12 protein-coding genes and 3 pseudogenes are annotated in these 16035 nt (G+C 58.2%); 5 read left to right on the forward strand and 10 right to left on the reverse strand.

Annotated elements, in window-relative coordinates:
• The first annotated feature begins 34 nt into the window (after positions 1-34).
• Positions 35-259 (forward strand): YgdI/YgdR family lipoprotein, encoded by a 225-nt coding sequence (locus CES87_RS19060; RefSeq protein WP_128607322.1) that lies wholly within the window; start codon positions 35-37, stop codon positions 257-259.
• 298 nt (positions 260-557) lie between these two features.
• Here CES87_RS19060 and CES87_RS19065 read toward each other — a convergent pair.
• Both CES87_RS19065 and CES87_RS19070 read right to left on the reverse strand, forming a co-directional pair.
• Positions 558-1963 (reverse strand): annotated as a pseudogene (locus CES87_RS19065) (NAD(P)/FAD-dependent oxidoreductase).
• A 50-nt stretch (positions 1964-2013) separates the two neighbouring features.
• Positions 2014-2829: an AraC family transcriptional regulator gene (locus CES87_RS19070; RefSeq protein WP_128607323.1), complete on the reverse strand. Its 816-nt coding sequence runs from the start codon at positions 2827-2829 to the stop codon at positions 2014-2016.
• A gap of 249 nt (positions 2830-3078) precedes the next feature.
• Here CES87_RS19070 and CES87_RS19075 point away from each other — a divergent pair, with 249 nt between their 5' ends.
• Entirely contained in the window at positions 3079-3351 is a 273-nt protein-coding gene (locus CES87_RS19075) for a DUF1652 domain-containing protein (RefSeq protein ID WP_128607324.1), read from the forward strand.
• 205 nt (positions 3352-3556) lie between these two features.
• On the opposite strand, the gene CES87_RS19085 is transcribed toward CES87_RS19075, so the two are convergent.
• Complete coding sequence (locus tag CES87_RS19085) at positions 3557-6028, reverse strand: UvrD-helicase domain-containing protein (RefSeq protein WP_128607326.1); 2472 nt, start codon at positions 6026-6028, stop codon at positions 3557-3559.
• A 276-nt stretch (positions 6029-6304) separates the two neighbouring features.
• On the opposite strand from CES87_RS19085, the gene CES87_RS19090 reads away from it, so the two are divergent.
• Positions 6305-7000: a pirin family protein gene (locus CES87_RS19090; RefSeq protein WP_128607327.1), complete on the forward strand. Its 696-nt coding sequence runs from the start codon at positions 6305-6307 to the stop codon at positions 6998-7000.
• A gap of 129 nt (positions 7001-7129) precedes the next feature.
• Here the strand turns inward: CES87_RS19090 and pgm are convergent, their stop codons facing one another.
• From pgm to CES87_RS19105, 3 genes and pseudogenes are all read right to left on the reverse strand, one after another.
• Positions 7130-8776, reverse strand: coding sequence for a phosphoglucomutase (alpha-D-glucose-1,6-bisphosphate-dependent) (gene pgm, locus CES87_RS19095; RefSeq protein WP_128607328.1), 1647 nt, complete (start codon positions 8774-8776; stop codon positions 7130-7132).
• Positions 8777-8901: 125 nt separating this feature from the next.
• On the reverse strand, positions 8902-10302 hold the full coding sequence (locus CES87_RS19100) for a PLP-dependent aminotransferase family protein (RefSeq protein WP_128607329.1): 1401 nt from the start codon (positions 10300-10302) through the stop codon (positions 8902-8904).
• Between the two features lie 67 nt (positions 10303-10369).
• Positions 10370-11826, reverse strand: a pseudogene (locus CES87_RS19105) (hypothetical protein).
• On the opposite strand from CES87_RS19105, the gene CES87_RS33335 reads away from it, so the two are divergent.
• Positions 11740-11922 carry a hypothetical protein gene (locus tag CES87_RS33335; protein WP_256590993.1) on the forward strand — a complete coding sequence of 61 codons (183 nt, stop codon included), beginning with the start codon at positions 11740-11742 and terminating at the stop codon, positions 11920-11922. The pseudogene CES87_RS19105 and the gene CES87_RS33335 sit on opposite strands and share 87 nt — an antisense overlap.
• 533 nt (positions 11923-12455) lie before the next feature.
• Here the strand turns inward: CES87_RS33335 and CES87_RS19110 are convergent.
• A complete protein-coding gene (locus tag CES87_RS19110) occupies positions 12456-13478 on the reverse strand; it encodes a zinc-dependent alcohol dehydrogenase family protein (protein WP_128607330.1) in 1023 nt (340 codons plus the stop codon).
• 270 nt (positions 13479-13748) lie between these two features.
• Between CES87_RS19110 and CES87_RS19115 the strand changes: the two genes are divergently transcribed.
• Complete coding sequence (locus CES87_RS19115; protein WP_128607331.1) at positions 13749-14663, forward strand: LysR family transcriptional regulator; 915 nt, start codon at positions 13749-13751, stop codon at positions 14661-14663.
• Positions 14664-14836: 173 nt separating this feature from the next.
• Here CES87_RS19115 and CES87_RS19120 read toward each other — a convergent pair whose 3' ends face one another.
• From CES87_RS19120 to CES87_RS33340, 3 genes and pseudogenes are all read right to left on the reverse strand, one after another.
• The gene (locus CES87_RS19120; protein WP_256590991.1) at positions 14837-15157 is read right to left on the reverse strand and encodes a thioredoxin domain-containing protein; all 321 of its coding nucleotides are present in this window, start codon (positions 15155-15157) and stop codon (positions 14837-14839) included.
• Positions 15049-15375, reverse strand: coding sequence for a redoxin domain-containing protein (locus CES87_RS19125; RefSeq protein ID WP_256590978.1), 327 nt, complete (start codon positions 15373-15375; stop codon positions 15049-15051). The genes CES87_RS19120 and CES87_RS19125 overlap by 109 nt, the downstream gene beginning before the upstream one ends.
• 200 nt (positions 15376-15575) lie before the next feature.
• Positions 15576-15930, reverse strand: a pseudogene (locus CES87_RS33340) (CbbBc protein); the annotation flags it as partial.
• Positions 15931-16035 lie beyond the last annotated feature (105 nt).

A 16035-nucleotide genomic window follows, 5' to 3' on the forward strand; every position in this document is an offset into this window, starting at 1 on the left:
ACAGTCACGCTTTTTTGAAGTGAGAGAGGTTGTTATGAAAATCAAGACCTTGGGGTTTCCCTTGGGAGCAATGGTCTTTCTGATGCTTGCAGGCTGCTCGACGCCAACGGTGGTGACCCTGCAGAACGGCACCCAGTACCTGACCAAGGACATACCAAAAACCAAGACCAAGGACGGCTTCTTCGAGTTCGAGGATATTTCCGGCGCGAAGGTGAAAGTCAGGGCCGATGAAGTGACCACGATTCGTCAGGGAGACTAGAGACCGCGTTATCGTTCTACGTCGGAACGCCGCCCGGAGCGAGCTTGCTTGCGATGGGCGTCAACGATAACGCGCCCTGTCTGAATGATCGCGTTATCTGGACGTTTTTCGCGAGCAGGCTCGCTCCTACAATTGGATCGTAGGCAGGTCCGTAATCAGGTCGGCTGTCAGGCCGCCTCGCTTTGGCTGCTGATCTGGCTTTTGATCTTCTGTAGGAGCGAGGCTTGCCCGCGAAGGCGTTGGGTCAGGCGCCATCTTTGTTGATTGGACTGCCGTCTTCAGGCCCTTAGGGCGCCGTTTACTGCATGAAACCTTCCATGAACCCCGCAACCCCGCTGGCGAGTTTGCGCCGCCAAGGGGCGGTGGCCGGGTTGGCCAGGGTCTGGTCTTCGTGGACAAAGCTGCGAATGATCGCGTTGTAGCCGAGCCAGCGGCAGGGCTCTGGCTCCCAGGCCCTGAGTGCTTGGAGCCCACCTTGATGGATGACCCAAGGCTGGCGAATCAGATCGGTGTCGCGCTCAAGGATCAGGTCGGCCAGGGTCCGCCCGCCCAGGTTGCTGGCGCCGACGCCCTCCCCGCCATAACCGCCGGAAAGCGCAATGCCGTTGGCCCGGTCGCAAAACATGTGCGGTTTGAAACGCCGGGACATGCCCAAATTGCCACCCCAACCATGGGTAATCTGTATGTTCTTGAGTTGCGGGAACAGTTCGCCGAACAGATAGCGCCGCAGTTCGATTTCGCTGGTGGTCAGGTCAAAGTCATGGCGCAACCGGCCGGCAAACTGGTACCCGCCCCGGGCGCCAAAGATCAGCCGGTTGTCGGCGGTGCGCTGGCCGTAAGTGACCTGGCGGCTGCTTTCACTGAAGGCCTGACCGTGACTGAGGCCGATCTCGTCCCAGGTAGCGGCGGACAGCGGTTCGGTGGCGACAATCAGGCTTTGCACTGGCAACTGATATCGCCCCAGCGGTGGCAGTGAGGCTGCGTAACCTTCTACCGCTGGCACTACCCAGCGACTGCGCACCGAGGCTTTCGCGGTACGCAGGCTGCCGGACTGCCACTGGGTGACCGCGCTGTTTTCGTAGATTTTGACGCCCATGCGCTCGACCGTGCGCGCCAGACCGCGCACCAGCTTGGCCGGATGCAGGGTGGCGACGTGAGGCGCGTAGATACCGCCATAGGGCTTGGCGATCCGGATCTGTTGCGCCAGTTGCTCCGGGCTGAGCCAGCGGTAATCGTTTTCGTTGAGGCCCTGGCGGTAGAGCTTGTCCAGATACTGGCGAAGGCTGGCTTCCTGCTCCGGATATCGGGCAGCGCAGTACAGTGCTCCGCCTTTTCGGTAATCGCAGTCGATGCCTTCACGTTCGAGGACGATTCTTACCTCATCGGGAATGCTGTGCAGCAAGTCCAGGACGCTCGGCGCTGCTGCGGCGATGAATCGGCGAGCAGCCGCTCTTCACCCAACAGGTTACCCATCAGCCAACCGCCATTACGCCCCGAGGCGCCAAATCCGGCGGTTTGCGCCTCGACGATGGCAATGTTCAGTTCCGGTGCCTGACGCTTGAGGTAGTACGCGGTCCACAGCCCGGTATAACCGGCGCCAATGATCGCCACGTCGATATCCAGATCCTGTTCCAGCGCCGCACGCGCCTGTAACGGCTCGTCGAGCTGGTCCATCCATAAACTGATAGTGCGCCACGCCGACATGCAAGACTCCGCCACTCAAACTTCGATGGCGTTGATCCTAGTGCGTGGGTTCAGAGGCTGTCTTGCGCGCGTGCACGCAAAGAAATTTGTTTGGCGTAAGCCTTGGGTGACAGGCCCGTGTGCTGGCGGAAACAGCTATAGAACGCCGACAGTGAGTTGAAGCCAGCGGCGAATGCCAGTTCGTCGATGCGCAGCGGCGGCACGGCGTTATCCAGCGCGGCGAGCAAGTGTTGCAGGCGCGCCTGGTTGACGTAGCGATAGAAGCTCTGGCCGAGCACCTGATTGAGCAGATAAGAAATCTGATTGCGGCTGTACCCGCACTCCTTCGCCACTCGTTGAAGATCGAGTTCGGGGTCGAGGTAGGGTTGCTGGCGCTGGAAATACTGTTGCAGGTCGTCGGCCATGAAACTCAATTGGCGCGGCGACAAGCCGAGACGGCTGACTGCCGGGCGCTGCGTTGCTGTGGCTTTACTGGTTGGCTTTTCGTGCACCAGCGAGGCGTACTCGTTGACTCTCCAGATCAGCCCGTCGCGCACGGTGATGGCCTCGCTGGCGCGCAACGACACCAGCCCTTCACCGCCCCGCAGGGTGATGCGGTACTGAATGAACGCGGTGTTGCCGTCCAGGCGAATGCGGTCCGAGTGCTCCAGTGCTTCATCGGGATCACGGGGCATGCTGCTGCGCACGTATTCGCGCAACTCGTCCAGGCCCATCACGCGATTCTGGAAAAAGTCGCTGTACTGAATCTCGGGGTGATACAGCGCCATGACACCGTCCAGATCCCGGTGCTTCCAGCGCAAGTGATAACGCATGACCGTCTGGCCCGTGGCCTGGGTTTGCTGCGGTCCATCATCCTCGGCGTGCATAAGGGTCTCGACGAAAAAAGCCGAGCTTGCCGAAGTTTGCCCTTGCCTTCAATGGTCGATCCGTTGGCGCAACAGGGTCGAACAGTGACCTGTATCAAAAAAATGCAGCAATCGCTAAACGGACTGAAAAAAACACATTGTTTTCACAGACGGATGCTACTTTTAAATTCTGACACCGGTTGAACCAATGAAGGTTCTTCCCTCCTACATGAGCTAACGGAAGCGCTCGATTAAGAAGGCGGGCAACACATGAATATAGGGTTCAGCAAGGTCACTTTTCCAAATGCCTGCCAGCTGATGCGCTGGCATTTTCATCCCATGGGTTTTGAGGCGAGCATGGATGCCCCGGGCAGCATGATTGCCCGTTTGTTTGATCGGGCCAGTGGCGAGACCATGATCGCCATTGCCGGCATTCCTTGTGCGACGGTTATGAATGCTGCTGATGTCGAACGAATAATCGAAGCCGTGGAGGATGAGCTGGAAGCGTTCATTCCACCGCTGGCTCTCAGGAGTTATGCGTGACGGTCGATTGATTGTAAAAAGCCCACATTTTGTGGGCTTTTTGTTGGGTGATTGATCGTTCCCACGCTCTGCGTGGGAATGCCGCCGGGGACGCTCCGCGTCCCGCTACCAATGCAAGACGAGCGTTCTGCGCACTGGTGACGCGGAGCGTCACGGGATGCATTCCCACGCAGAGCATGGGAACGATCAGTATCCAAAACAAGATTTATGCCGAAGTCTTGCCCTGGCGGTGATCGGCAAAGAACGCCTTACCCTTGCCGATCCGGTCCGAAGCCTTAGGGCTGTTGGCGGCTTGGGTGTCCTGCCCATCGACATACCAGTAACAATGACTCACCGCCCGGGTGATACCCACATACGCCAGGCGCAGAATTTCGTCTTTCTGCGCATTGTCGTACGGCTCACTGTCGCCGACCTTGCCCAGACCCGCCATGCGGTACACCTGATTCTTGTAAGGCGAACTCGTCAGGTGCTGACAATCGCCGAGCAGGAAAACCGCGTCAGCCTGCAAGCCCTTGGCACTGTGATAGGTCAGGTGTTTCAGACGTCGGGCTTCATGCGGCAAGCTAGAATCAACATTAACTACAGACTGAATATGCTCTTCTATCAATAACTTATCGCTGCTTTTTCGATAAAGCATCAAGATTGAATCACCCTTCCGGTAATGCTCGATCAGCCGTTTAGCCATGCCTTGATCATCGCGATCGAACACATTGACCGGCTGTAAATCCTTCTGCTCGCCGCTGGCCTTGGCCTTCTTGCCGGCAATTGCCGGCGCGGCACGCACGATGTGTTCGGCGGCGTCGATGATGTACTGATGGCTGCGGTAGTTGTCGCTGAGCATGACTTTGGTGGTGCTCGGTGAAGAGAATTCCTTGTTGAACTCCATGAAATAGCTCGGTGAACTGCCGCGCCAGCCGTAAATCGATTGCCAATCGTCCCCGACGCAGAGCAACGATGAGCGCTGGGCGCCGCGCCCCACGTGCATGGCCGGGCCGCGCCGGCGGATCTCGGCGAGGCTGGCGCGAATCCACGAGACTATCTGTGGCGATACGTCCTGAAATTCGTCGATCATCAAGTGCGACAACGGTCGAAGCAGATCATCGCTGAGCAGTTTGAGATTCTCCGGGGAATGTTCACTGAACAGGGCAAACATCCGGTTGTAAGTCATGATCGGCGGTTTCTGGTCGAGCAGATGGTCTTCCAGGGCTCGCCAATACAGGCTCAGGGCCTCGAAGAAAAACCGGTCGGGATCGTCCCTGGAAAAGCTCATCTGGCTGACGGCGTTCGGAACATCCAGACCGAGGTTCTCGATGAACCCGGCTGCCGCGACAAAACAGTCCAGCAACGGTGCGGCAGCCAGCTCGCCCTTGACCTTGTAATCGAAGCCCGGTCCGGCGCTGGCATCGCCGGCAAGTGACGCTAAAACACGCTTTGATGATTCGTAACTATCCAGCCATATCAATGGCTTACGACAGAAAGCTTGAAACAGGGTGCGTTTTACTGCCCACTCTGCGCGCACCGTCAGCTTGGCGTTCTGACGGCTGACCTGCGGGTTTTCCCGAGGATCAAACCCCAGCACTACCCAGGCGTCAATGGACGGAATGTAGCCGTGGCAATGGAAAGTCGAGCCGTTGATATCAAATGTCTGGCGCTTCGGTTCGATGCCTTTGATTGGCCAGGCACCCGCCCTAAACCACAAGTCCTCAACAGTGTCGCAGAGCTCTTCGTCACGCTTGGCGGCCAGTTCGGTTACGGCCATGCGCTTTTGTACATCCGGGTGATCGCGCTCCAGCTCCTTGAGTTGCAGAGCGTGGCGCGACAACGGCTGGATCAGTTCGCGAAAGCGTTCATCGCGGGTATGCAAGGCGTGATAACAGGCGTTGAGTTGCTGGCGCTGGGCATCGTTGATGCGCAGGTCGAACGGATTGCTGTCCACCTCGTCATCGCCGGTTTGCTTCAGGCTGAGGTTTTCGAAGGCTTGCAAGCGTTCGAAGCCCGGCAAGCTGCGGACCATCGGCAGAATCCGCGAATGGAAGGTGCGCACCAGATCCCGCGCCTCCTTGAAGCTGAGCGCCCGGCCCCAGAGTGCAAACAGTTCGATCAGCTTGTTGATGAAGTCCTTGCGCGACTCGCGGGTGAACGTCACCACAGTCATCGAGCTCAACTCGAACCCCAGGTAATGGGTCAGCAAGACAATGCGCAGCACCAGCGTGGTTGATTTACCCGCGCCGGCGCCGGCGATCACCGATGTTGAAGGCGTGTCGCTGAAAATCATTTTCCACTGGGCCGCGCTCGGTTGCGCATGTACCGGCAGCAGTCGGGCGACATCGGCCTTCATGCGCTTTTTCAGCTCGGCATTGAGCGGCAGGCGCCAGTCGTCGAACAGATGATCATCGATGTTCGGTGGCCGATGCTCGGTACACCGCGAATCGCGAATCAGCAAAACCTGCCGGCCTTCTTCCAGCCCTTCGAGCTTGCCTTCCTCGTAGCCGTACTCCACCCCGGCAATATGCCCGCTGCGAAAGCCATCCGCCTGTCCGTGTAGCCAGGACGCACGGTGCTGTGCACGCAGGCGCGTCAGGCCGTGGCCAAAGAAGCGGGCGGCCAGGCGCTTGAGCAGCGGCATTTCGGCCAGAGGACGAAGTTCAGGCGGAAGATCGGGGGTGTGTTGCGACACGCGGACGGACTCCAGGGTGTGAGGCTGTTGAGGGCTATGGTGTCTGCATTTGCCGTTGAGTTCTAGTGAAATGCTTATGACTCATTGGCTTATGCGATGAACTGAAGGCTGGATGAGAATATTTCGAGGTTGTTTTATATCAGCCGTTTCGATTGTTATGAGGCATTTTTTACGCTTTTTATCGATCGTTGCCTGACGGATGATGACCGTCATCAACCACCGGTCTCTTCGTGGCTCAGGCACTTTGCCCCATGACGAACCTTTCAGGAGACGATCATGCTTGAACTCAGACCTTTCAAATCGCTTGGTGGCGCGCACCACGGTTGGCTGGATGCCCATCACCATTTTTCGTTCGCCGAGTACCATGACCCCAAGCGTATGAACTGGGGCAACCTGCGGGTGTGGAACGACGACGTGATCGCCCCCGGCACCGGTTTCCCGCAGCACCCGCACCGGGACATGGAGATCATTACGTATGTACGTGAAGGTGCCATTACCCACCAGGACAACCTTGGCAACAAGGGTCGTACTGAAGCGGGTGACGTTCAGGTCATGAGCGCCGGCACCGGCATCGCCCACAGCGAATACAACCTGGAAGCGACGCCGACCAAGATCTTCCAGATCTGGATCATCCCCAACGAATCGGGCCTGGCACCGTCCTGGGGCGCCAAACCGTTCCCTGAAGGTCAGCGCGAAGGCTTTGTAACCCTGGCCAGCGGCAAGGCGGGCGACGATCAGAGTCTGCGCATTCGTGCCGACGCACGGCTGGTGGCGGCGAACCTCAAGGCGGGCGAAAGCGCCGAATATCATCTGGACAGCGGCCGTCGTGCTTACTTGGTACCGGCCACTGGTATCATTGAAGTCAATGGCTTGCGTGCACAAGCTCGAGACGGTATTGCAGTTGCCGATGAGCAGGTGTTGCGGGTGACGGCGATTGAGGACAGTGAGATTGTTTTGGTGGATTTGGCTTGATCCGGTAAATGCAGTGCAAAAAAAGGGGCGACCGTGAATGGTCGCCCCTTTTTTCTGATCGAATATTTTTGGTGCCTGGGCTGCCGTCTTCGCGGGCAAGCCTCGCTCCTACAGCGATGGGGCCATCATTTATTTCGCAGAAATCGCGCCATCCACCAACGTCTGAGCTTCCGCCACCAACTGCTTCAGATGCACATCGCTGACGAAGCTTTCCGCATAGATCTTGTAGATATCCTCGGTACCCGACGGACGCGCCGCGAACCAGCCGTTCTCGGTCATGACCTTCAGGCCGCCAATGGCCTGATCGTTGCCCGGGGCGTGGCTGAGGATGCTCTGGATCGATTCGCCCGCCAGTTCGGTCGAAGTGACTTGGGCCGGCGACAGCTTGCTCAGCAGGGCTTTCTGCTCCGGGTTGGCCTTGGCATCGACACGTACCGAGAACGGTTCGCCCAGCTCATCGGTCAGTGCGCGATAGGCCTGGCTTGGGTCACGACCGGTGCGAGCGGTCATTTCGGCTGCCAGCAGCGCCGGGATCAGGCCGTCCTTGTCAGTACACCAGACGCCGCCGTCCTTGCGCAGGAACGATGCACCGGCGCTCTCTTCACCGCCAAAGCCCAAGGAGCCGTCGAACAGGCCATCGGCAAACCACTTGAAGCCGACCGGTACTTCGTACAAACGACGACCCAGGCGTTTGGCCACGCGATCGATCAGGCCGCTGCTGACCACGGTTTTGCCCACGGCGGCATCGGCGCGCCAATGCGGACGGTTCTGGAACAGGTAATCAATGGAGACCGCGAGGTAGTTGTTCGGTGCCAGCAGGCCACCGGACGGAGTAACGATGCCATGACGGTCGTGATCCGGGTCGCAGGCAAACGCCACGTCGAAGCGCTCTTTGAGTCCGATCAGGCCCTGCATGGCGTAAGTGGACGATGGATCCATGCGGATCTGGCCATCCCAGTCGACGGTCATGAACCGGAAAGTCGGATCAACCTGCTTGTTCACCACATCCAGATCAAGGCGGTAATGCTCGGCAATCGCCGACCAGTAACGCACCCCTGCTCCACCCAGCGGATCCACACCCAGACGCAGCTTGGCATCACGGATGGCATCGAAGTCGATCACGTTGATCAGGTCGGCGACGTAGGTGTTCACATAGTCGTGACGATGAGTGGTGCTGGCCTTCAGAGCCTGTTCGTAGCTGATTCGTTTGACGCCGGCGAGCTTGTTGCTAAGCAGCTCGTTGGCCTTGGCTTCGATCCACTTGGTGATGTGGGTATCGGCCGGGCCACCGTTGGTAGGGTTGTATTTGTAGCCACCGCTTTGCGGCGGGTTGTGCGACGGCGTAATGACGATGCCGTCCGCCAGGCCCGAGGTGCGCCCGCGGTTGTAGCAAAGAATCGCATGGGAAATGGCCGGGGTCGGCGTGTATTCGTCGCCTTCGGCAATCATCACCGTCACGCCGTTGGCTGCCAGCACTTCCAGGGCGCTGGCGCCGGCCGGCGTGGACAATGCGTGAGTGTCGATGCCGACAAACAATGGCCCATCGATGCCTTGCGCTTCGCGATACAGGCAAATTGCCTGACTGATCGCCAGGACGTGCCACTCGTTGAAACTCAGGTCGAAGGAGCTGCCCCGGTGCCCGGACGTGCCAAAAGCCACGCGCTGGGTCGAGATAGCGGCATCAGGCTGGCCGGTGTAATACGCCGTTACCAGTCGTGGGATGTCGACCAACAACTCTGCCGGTGCCGGTTTACCCGCAAAATGACTGAGTGTCATGCAAAACCTCTGGAATAGAGTGGTTCAGGAATGGATCGCAGTTTACTGGCAGTTTGACCGCGGCGCGACGTTATCGATCCCGGCTCGACTCAAGCGCAATGTTATAAGCCCCATACAGGCCAGCTTCAGTCTATCGACTCCCTGCGCAAAGCATCTCCCAACAAGTCCAGTGCGGTGGCGAGGTCATGATCGCTGCCGAAGCTATGACTCAAGCGCAAATGTTGCGTATGCAGGCCCTGGAGGCTGAACAGTTCTCCCGGCGCTATCACCACCTGATGCTTGAGCAGGCGCTGGAACACCTGGCGTACATCGACCCGTCGCAACGAGCGGACCCAGACCGTTGCGCCACCCTCAGGCTCGACGAACTGCAGCGCGTCACCCATTCGCTCGCACAGCAAGTTTGTCATCTGCATTTTGCTGTCGTTGAGCCTGCGCCGCAGCAATTGCAAGTGTTGATCGATGCGTCCATTGCCGTACAAACGGGCAATGGCTTTCTGGCGAATCGCTGACAGGCGGAAGGCCCGCAGCAAAAAGTGCCGCTGCCATTCGGCGCTCAGATGGCGAGAGAGCAAATAACCGTAGGGAGCCTCTGGCCCGATGATTTTCTCGAACGTGGAAAATATTATCAGCCGTTGCGGCGCCAACAGATCGCGAAACCGCAGGCCAGGGACCTCGAATCCCAGTTCACCGTAACAGTCATTTTCCAGTACCCAGCAGTCATACCGGCCCAGCAACTGCGCAACGGCTTGTCGATCGTCGTCCGGCGCCTGGCTGCCACGGGGCATGTTCAAACCGGATGAAACCATCACCAGGCGTACCGGCTCGCTTTCCAGCAGTTTCTTGAGACGTTCGTGATGCAGTCTTCCATTGGCCCGCAGAGGCCATTCGATTACGCGCACGCCCGCCGCCTGAAAGAGGCGCAGTATCACCCAGTCGCAAGGTGATTCGACCACCACTGTGGCGTCCCTGAGGCACAACACGCCAATCAGAATTTCCAGCACGCCGCGAAGATCCGCGCCGATGTAAACATCATCGGCGTGCCAGCAGCGCACAGGCGAAGTGGTGTAGCGCGCGGCCAATGCCATGCGCAGTTCCAGTTCGCCGCAGGGTTGCGAATTCGGTTGCAGCTGGCGCGGATATTGGCGCAGAAGCTCTCTTTCCTGCAGTAACAGTGGACTGTCGATCGGCTGCAACAACGCCGGTTCATCGCTGCTCAGGACCAGCATTCCAGGACGCCGAGTATTGATATAGACGCTTTCGAGCAAGTCGTTGCCACTGTAATGCGTGCTGATGGCGGGTGCCGGCAACGCGTAATAACCGGACTTGGCCACCGAGTACACCCGCCCTTCTTTCTCCAGCAGCGAGTAAGCGTACTGAATGGTGGAGATCGACACGTTCAGGCGTTCGGCCAAATGGCGCAACGAAGGCAGGCGCACGCGCGCATCGCTGGCGATTTCGCCGATCACGCAGGTCAAGTAACGGTACACCGCCTGATAGGCGAAATCGGTTTCACGTGGCCCCTTCATGGGAACGGACCATGGCCTTGACGCCGCTTTTCACGCAGGGTCTGGGGGGCTGTCAATCCGCGCACTCTCAGCGACCTGCTGACCGTTCACCCGCCATGGATGAGTCGTCGTCGGTGTCGAATTCCCCATCCTGATCGCCGGTTGCCGATTCAACTGCCCTGCTCTCATTTGCGGGCACCGGCCCCAGGCGAGAGAGCTTGCCAATCAGGCTGACCGACAACCCGCTGACATCGACCATCCATTGCATGATCTGATCAGCGACCGGATACCCCTGCATCGCCCGGTGCAACTCCGGCATGGCCACCAGCATGCCGGGATGGCACCGTCGTAGAAAACGTTCGAGGTTCGCGGCATTGTCACCAAAAGGCGCAAACAACAGGCACACCAATTGAGCCTCGTTCAGGCCAAGACTGCGTTGCGCCTCGGCAGCCGCGCGTGCACGCAGCTCCGCCAGCGTAACCGGATTGCCGAACGCCTCCACCGCCTGTTCGCACAAACGCTCCGGCAGTTGCTTGCGGCGCATCATCACCAAGGCCCTTTGCAGGTATTGGGCAACGCCCGCCTCGTAGGTACGACCTTGCAAAAAGCAGGCTTGCAGCCCTCGCACATGGGCCGAAACCGGGAGGCTGACGTATTCATTGTCACTGAGCTGTGCCGACAACTCGTCTGCCTGGAATCCGAGAAACTCGGTAAGCAATGGCCAACGCTCCTCCAGATTGCTCACCAGCATGTCGTGGATGTCGATGAGCGTCGCGCGGCGACAGGTTTCAAACTGGTCGGCCGGGCGCCAAAGCTGCTGGTCATCCTCGGTGTAAAACCGCTGATAGCCTTTGCTGCCGATTTCGTCGAGCAACGCGAACAACCCTGCGTTGCCTGGCTCATGATGGTTCGAGGCCTGTAGGCCGGCCTTGGCCGCCGCTCGTCGCAAACCTTCGATGAACTGCTTCTGCTGGCGAGGTGTGTCGCTGCTGATCATGGCATCGACACCGTGGTTCCAGCGTGCGATCTGCCCGTAGAACTCACCGGCGGCCAGATAGCCGTCATCCAACAGATCAAGTGGTCCGTCCCAGACTCGACGATGTCCCAACATCAGCAGGTTCGTGCGATTGGATTCGCGCCCGGCCGCGGAAATCGGCGCCGCGTGGTCGAACGGCAGGACCTCCCTGTTATCAACCATCAGGACTTCAACCCGTGGATCGTCATAGACGAATAGCGCGTTACAGGTGCGATGGATGTTTTCCAGTGCAATCGGGTTGCTGCCGTTCAGCCGCAAGGTCGCCACCCGCAACTGGAATGTCGCCGGCGCCCGACTGGCGATCGTGAGTTGTGCGGCGCGCAGCAACGCCAGGCTGTAGCAACTGTCGCGGGAACCTGACTGGATCGCCAGCACCTTGAATTCACCGATTCGTTGCATGCCCCGGCGGCAACCGCCAAGCGTTGAATCAACAACTGCAGTGCCGTTCGCTCGGCACGGGAAAAGAAACCCAGCAATCGCTGCAGCACTTGTTGATAGACATAGTTCATCGCTTGCTCATGAATATTGGTCATCTTTATTTACCTGATGCTCGTAAGTTCGATATTGCACAAACAGCTGCACGCACAGCGCAGGGAATGGCCTGAAGAGGATTCGAAGATTGGGTTCTATTGCCGAATGTTAGCACTTAAGTTTTCTGATCAACGTTTCAGGGGCACTGCACATGCTGACACCCTGTGCACACGCTGGCCGCTGGAAAGCCCCGGCTTTGAGGGCTCGCCGCGTCTGTAAGCGCCGTCCTAGGAAATGTCCGACACAGTCCCACGGATGTTTAATACAAGAAATAAAGAAAGAAGTTGCCGACGATTGTTCTGCAACTGCGTAAGAATGCGCTATTTTCTGAATATACAGCCGCGCAGCGCAGTGAAAAGTATCGATCTGATACCCGCCCATGACTCATTCCTTGAGATGAAAGTAGTCATCCAATTATCAGGGCTTAGTTGCTGAATAGAAGCTACAGATTGAGCGCAAAAACCAGTTCAGTTGCTGAACTGTCCCATCGACAGGTCGATGGATGTCTCATGTCGCGAGGCGCACAAGCAAAAGAGTCCGTGTTTACACGGACTCTTTGAGGGTGAAGTTGAGGGCTGATTTTAAGGGGCTGATTTTAAGGAATCGCTCAGGCCGGTTCGACCTGCAGCGCCACCCGCTCGCGGCATGGACATTCGCCCATGTAGCGATGCGCTTCGACAAACTCGGTAAACGGGAAGACCCGAGTCTTGAGCGGCAGCAGAACGCGGTCGGCGGTCAGCTGGTTGATGTCGCGCAACGCGCGTTGCAGGGCGACCTGATCCTGGATAATGCCCAGTTCCGGCTTGCCGGTGAAGTTACCGATACAGTGCACGAAGAACTGAATATTCTTCTGGAACGCTGCGCAGGCCGGGAAAGGCGTCTGGTTGCCGCCTTGCAGGCCGTACAACACCAGGCTGCCACGCGGTGCCAGCACATCGCCGAGCAGCGACATCTGCGGGCCACCCAAGCCATCGAACACCACATCCACACCGCGGTTGTCGGTGATTTTGTTGATCCGCATCAGCAGATCTTCTTCTTCGGTGACGATGACTTTCTCGGCACCCAGCGACAGCAGGTATTCACGCTCATCCGCCGACTTGGTGGCGGCAATCACCCGTACACCCAGGGCTTTACCCAGCTGTACGAACGATGGGCCGGCACAGTGACTCGCGTCGGTGACCAGGGCAAATTGCCCGGGCTTGACCCGTGCCAGATCCATGTAGGCGAAATAGGCGATCAACAGCGGCGTGTAATGCACGCTGGCTTCGATCGGGCTGAGCACGTCCGGGTAACGGGTTAGTGCCGAGCGAGGCAGAACGATCTGCTCGCCGTAGACCGGATAGTCGTTCGGGCTTTCGGCCGGGAAACTGGCGACCTTGTCACCGACCGCCAGGTCATCGACCCCTTCGCCAAGCGCCGTCACGACGCCGGACATCTCATGGCCCAGACCTGAAGGCAGACGAGCATGAGAGGACGCCAGGTTCTGACGCCAGAGAATGTCGTACCAGCTGATGCCAATGGCTGAGACGCGCACCTGCACTTCACCCGGTGCAGGTAGAGCTGCCGCATGCTCTTCGCATTTGAGCACCTCGGCTGGACCAAACTTGTGAAAACGGATCGTGCGGGACATCGCAAACCTCGCCAAAGAAACCTTCTAATGCCTTGAACTCTAGCTGGGCTTTCAACCCAACACTATCAGTGGCTATTAATAGTCGACATGCCTGTCATTGATTCGGCAGCATCGGCAACATCGTCTAATGCCGTACCAAACCGAATCCTCCTTTGTAGGAAAACTGAATTACACGGTGCAGAGTACCAGCCTTTCCCCGTAATATTCCTGCTGGCCATTGTTCCCATATGGCCGCTCACGTCAAGTTTGCTGACTCTGCCAGGACTCCAGATGAATCGTAATGACCTGCGTCGTGTCGACCTGAACCTGTTAATCGTATTCGAAACCCTGATGCACGAACGCAGCGTGACCCGCGCTGCAGAGAAGCTGTTCCTTGGTCAGCCGGCCATCAGTGCAGCGCTTTCGCGCCTGCGCGGGTTGTTCGATGATCCATTGTTTGTGCGTACCGGCCGCAGCATGGAGCCGTCCGCACGAGCCGTGGAGATCTTCGCCCTGCTCTCTCCGGCACTGGATTCGATTTCCACCGCGGTCAGCCGTGCGGCGGAGTTCGACCCGGCCACCAGCACCGCGGTGTTTCGCATCGGGCTGTCGGACGACGTCGAATTCGCCCTGCTGCCGATGTTGCTCAAGCGCCTGCGCGCCGAATCCCCGGGAATCGTGTTGGTGGTGCGACGGGTCAACTACATCCTGATGCCGGGGTTGTTGGCATCGGGAGAAATTTCCATCGGCGTCAGCTACACCACCGATTTGCCAGCCAATGCCAAGCGCAAGGTTCTGCGTCGTAGCATGCCCAAGTTATTGCGTGCCGACACGGTGCCCGGTTCCTTGAGCCTGGATGACTTCTGCGCCCGCCCCCACGCGCTGGTGTCGTTCGCCGGCGACCTCAGCGGCTTTATCGATGAAGAACTGGAAAAGCTCGGGCGCAAGCGTCATGTGGTGCTTGCGGTGCCACAGTTCAACGGTTTAAGTACTCTGCTTTCCGGCACTGACATTGTGGCGACGGTACCCGACTACACGGCCGATGCGCTGACGGCGGCTGGGGGTGTACGGGCTGAAGATCCACCGCTGCCGGTACGCAGTTTCGAGTTGCACATGGCGTGGCGCGGGTCTCAGGACAATGATCCGGGGGAGCGTTGGCTCAGGTCGAGGATTCAGATGTTCTTTGGCGACCCTGAGAGTCTTTGAGTGCGCCGGAAACCAACACCCAATGGACATTGATTTGAACGACAGGACGATGGGTTCTCCCGTCAGACGGTTGAAGACAAAATATTATCCCCCTTGGTTGGCAGCACCAGCGCAGGTTGCCCGCTGCTCTCTTTACCGAGATCGACCAACGTGGGCTGCGAAGGATACTTAAACTAACGACTTCGCTCGCTGGCCATTACAAACTCGATCGCCTTGCGCAATCCTGCAAAATCCGGAGGCCCGTCATAGCGATGCCCATCGATATAAAACGAGGGAGTGCCATTAACGACGCTACGAACACCGCCGTTGAAATCCGCCTTGATTTTTGAGCGGTAGGTTTCTTCGTCCAGCGCGAGCTTGAGTTCTTCACTGGAAAGACCGTGCGTTAGAACGATGCGCTCAAAGAGCGACAGTCCCAACCGACGCTGGTCCTCATACAGCTCGGCGTGAGCCTCCCAGAAGAACCCGCGGCTACCCGCAAACTCGGCCGTGATCGCTGCGTGGACAGCAATTCGTTATACAGCGACATCTGATCGCAACACACCTCGCTCCAGTCCGCAGGGTAAAAAGCGAGGATGACGGGTGCCCCTTTCCACTCGCTCAGCGAAGACGGCTGATCAAGGGTCGCGTACAACGAGAAGTCGAGGGCTGCCAACGGTTCATTAACCGAGGCAGTTGAGCCTGTTGGATCATTCAATTCTGACGTGTGCATGGCTGCGTCCTTTTGGTTTACCGCGATATCACAGAACCGAAACACGAGGAATCAAGGGGCCCACCCGCCTCAACGGCTGGCCTTACAACCTTTATGGCGACAGACTTTGACGTTGGTGTGTAGGTTCGATGCCCGTAACTGTCCAATGGGGCAAGTGGGTTAGTCTCGGGGTAATAGGCAGCGGCCTGCCCTCGGGGCATGTCGAATTGCATGGGATGCGTCAGGGCGCCCTTGGTGCTCTAGCCAATAATCGCTTTGGCCGGATAACCATTAAGCGCTATACCTTCTGAAAAATTCCGGTCCCGCATGCCGGGTTGTTGCTTCCCAGTTCACTGCCTTCGCACCGTTTTCGCAGAACTTTACTGGGCCCTTTTCAGGGCTCTCGCCCCAGGCGCAACCTGGGCAATCAAAGCCGTTGCCCTGCTTCACCGCCAGAAGCGCACGGACATTCCTCATCGCGTTACCGCTTCGCACCCAGTATTTCGCAACGGATAAAAGTGCTCCCCGTCCTGCTGCGGGGCCGCGGTAAGGTTGATCGCGCTTTTCGAGGCTAATGCTATTTATCTTCCCGGATGTGTGACGCTCAGATGTTCTCGGCCCCGGGGTGCAAAATCTGCCCCTCGCTGCAACAGATCAACGAGGCACTTTGCTGAATAAGGC

Origin of the sequence: Pseudomonas sp. ERMR1:02 (assembly GCF_002277815.1) — a bacterium.
In the GTDB taxonomy this organism is placed as follows: Bacteria; Pseudomonadota; Gammaproteobacteria; order Pseudomonadales; family Pseudomonadaceae; genus Aquipseudomonas.

Bases quoted from the DNA above. Each gene is read 5' to 3' on its own strand.
- CES87_RS19110 (WP_128607330.1), bottom strand. From the start codon at position 13,478: ATGTCCCGCACGATCCGTTTTCACAAGTTTGGTCCAGCCGAGGTGCTC.
- CES87_RS19060 (WP_128607322.1), top strand. From the start codon at position 35: ATGAAAATCAAGACCTTGGGGTTTCCCTTGGGAGCAATGGTCTTTCTG.
- CES87_RS19070 (WP_128607323.1), bottom strand. From the start codon at position 2,829: ATGCACGCCGAGGATGATGGACCGCAGCAAACCCAGGCCACGGGCCAG.
- CES87_RS19115 (WP_128607331.1), top strand. From the start codon at position 13,749: ATGAATCGTAATGACCTGCGTCGTGTCGACCTGAACCTGTTAATCGTA.
- CES87_RS19090 (WP_128607327.1), top strand. From the start codon at position 6,305: ATGCTTGAACTCAGACCTTTCAAATCGCTTGGTGGCGCGCACCACGGT.
- CES87_RS19075 (WP_128607324.1), top strand. From the start codon at position 3,079: ATGAATATAGGGTTCAGCAAGGTCACTTTTCCAAATGCCTGCCAGCTG.
- CES87_RS19100 (WP_128607329.1), bottom strand. From the start codon at position 10,302: ATGAAGGGGCCACGTGAAACCGATTTCGCCTATCAGGCGGTGTACCGT.
- pgm (WP_128607328.1), bottom strand. From the start codon at position 8,776: ATGACACTCAGTCATTTTGCGGGTAAACCGGCACCGGCAGAGTTGTTG.
- CES87_RS19125 (WP_256590978.1), bottom strand. From the start codon at position 15,375: ATGCACACGTCAGAATTGAATGATCCAACAGGCTCAACTGCCTCGGTT.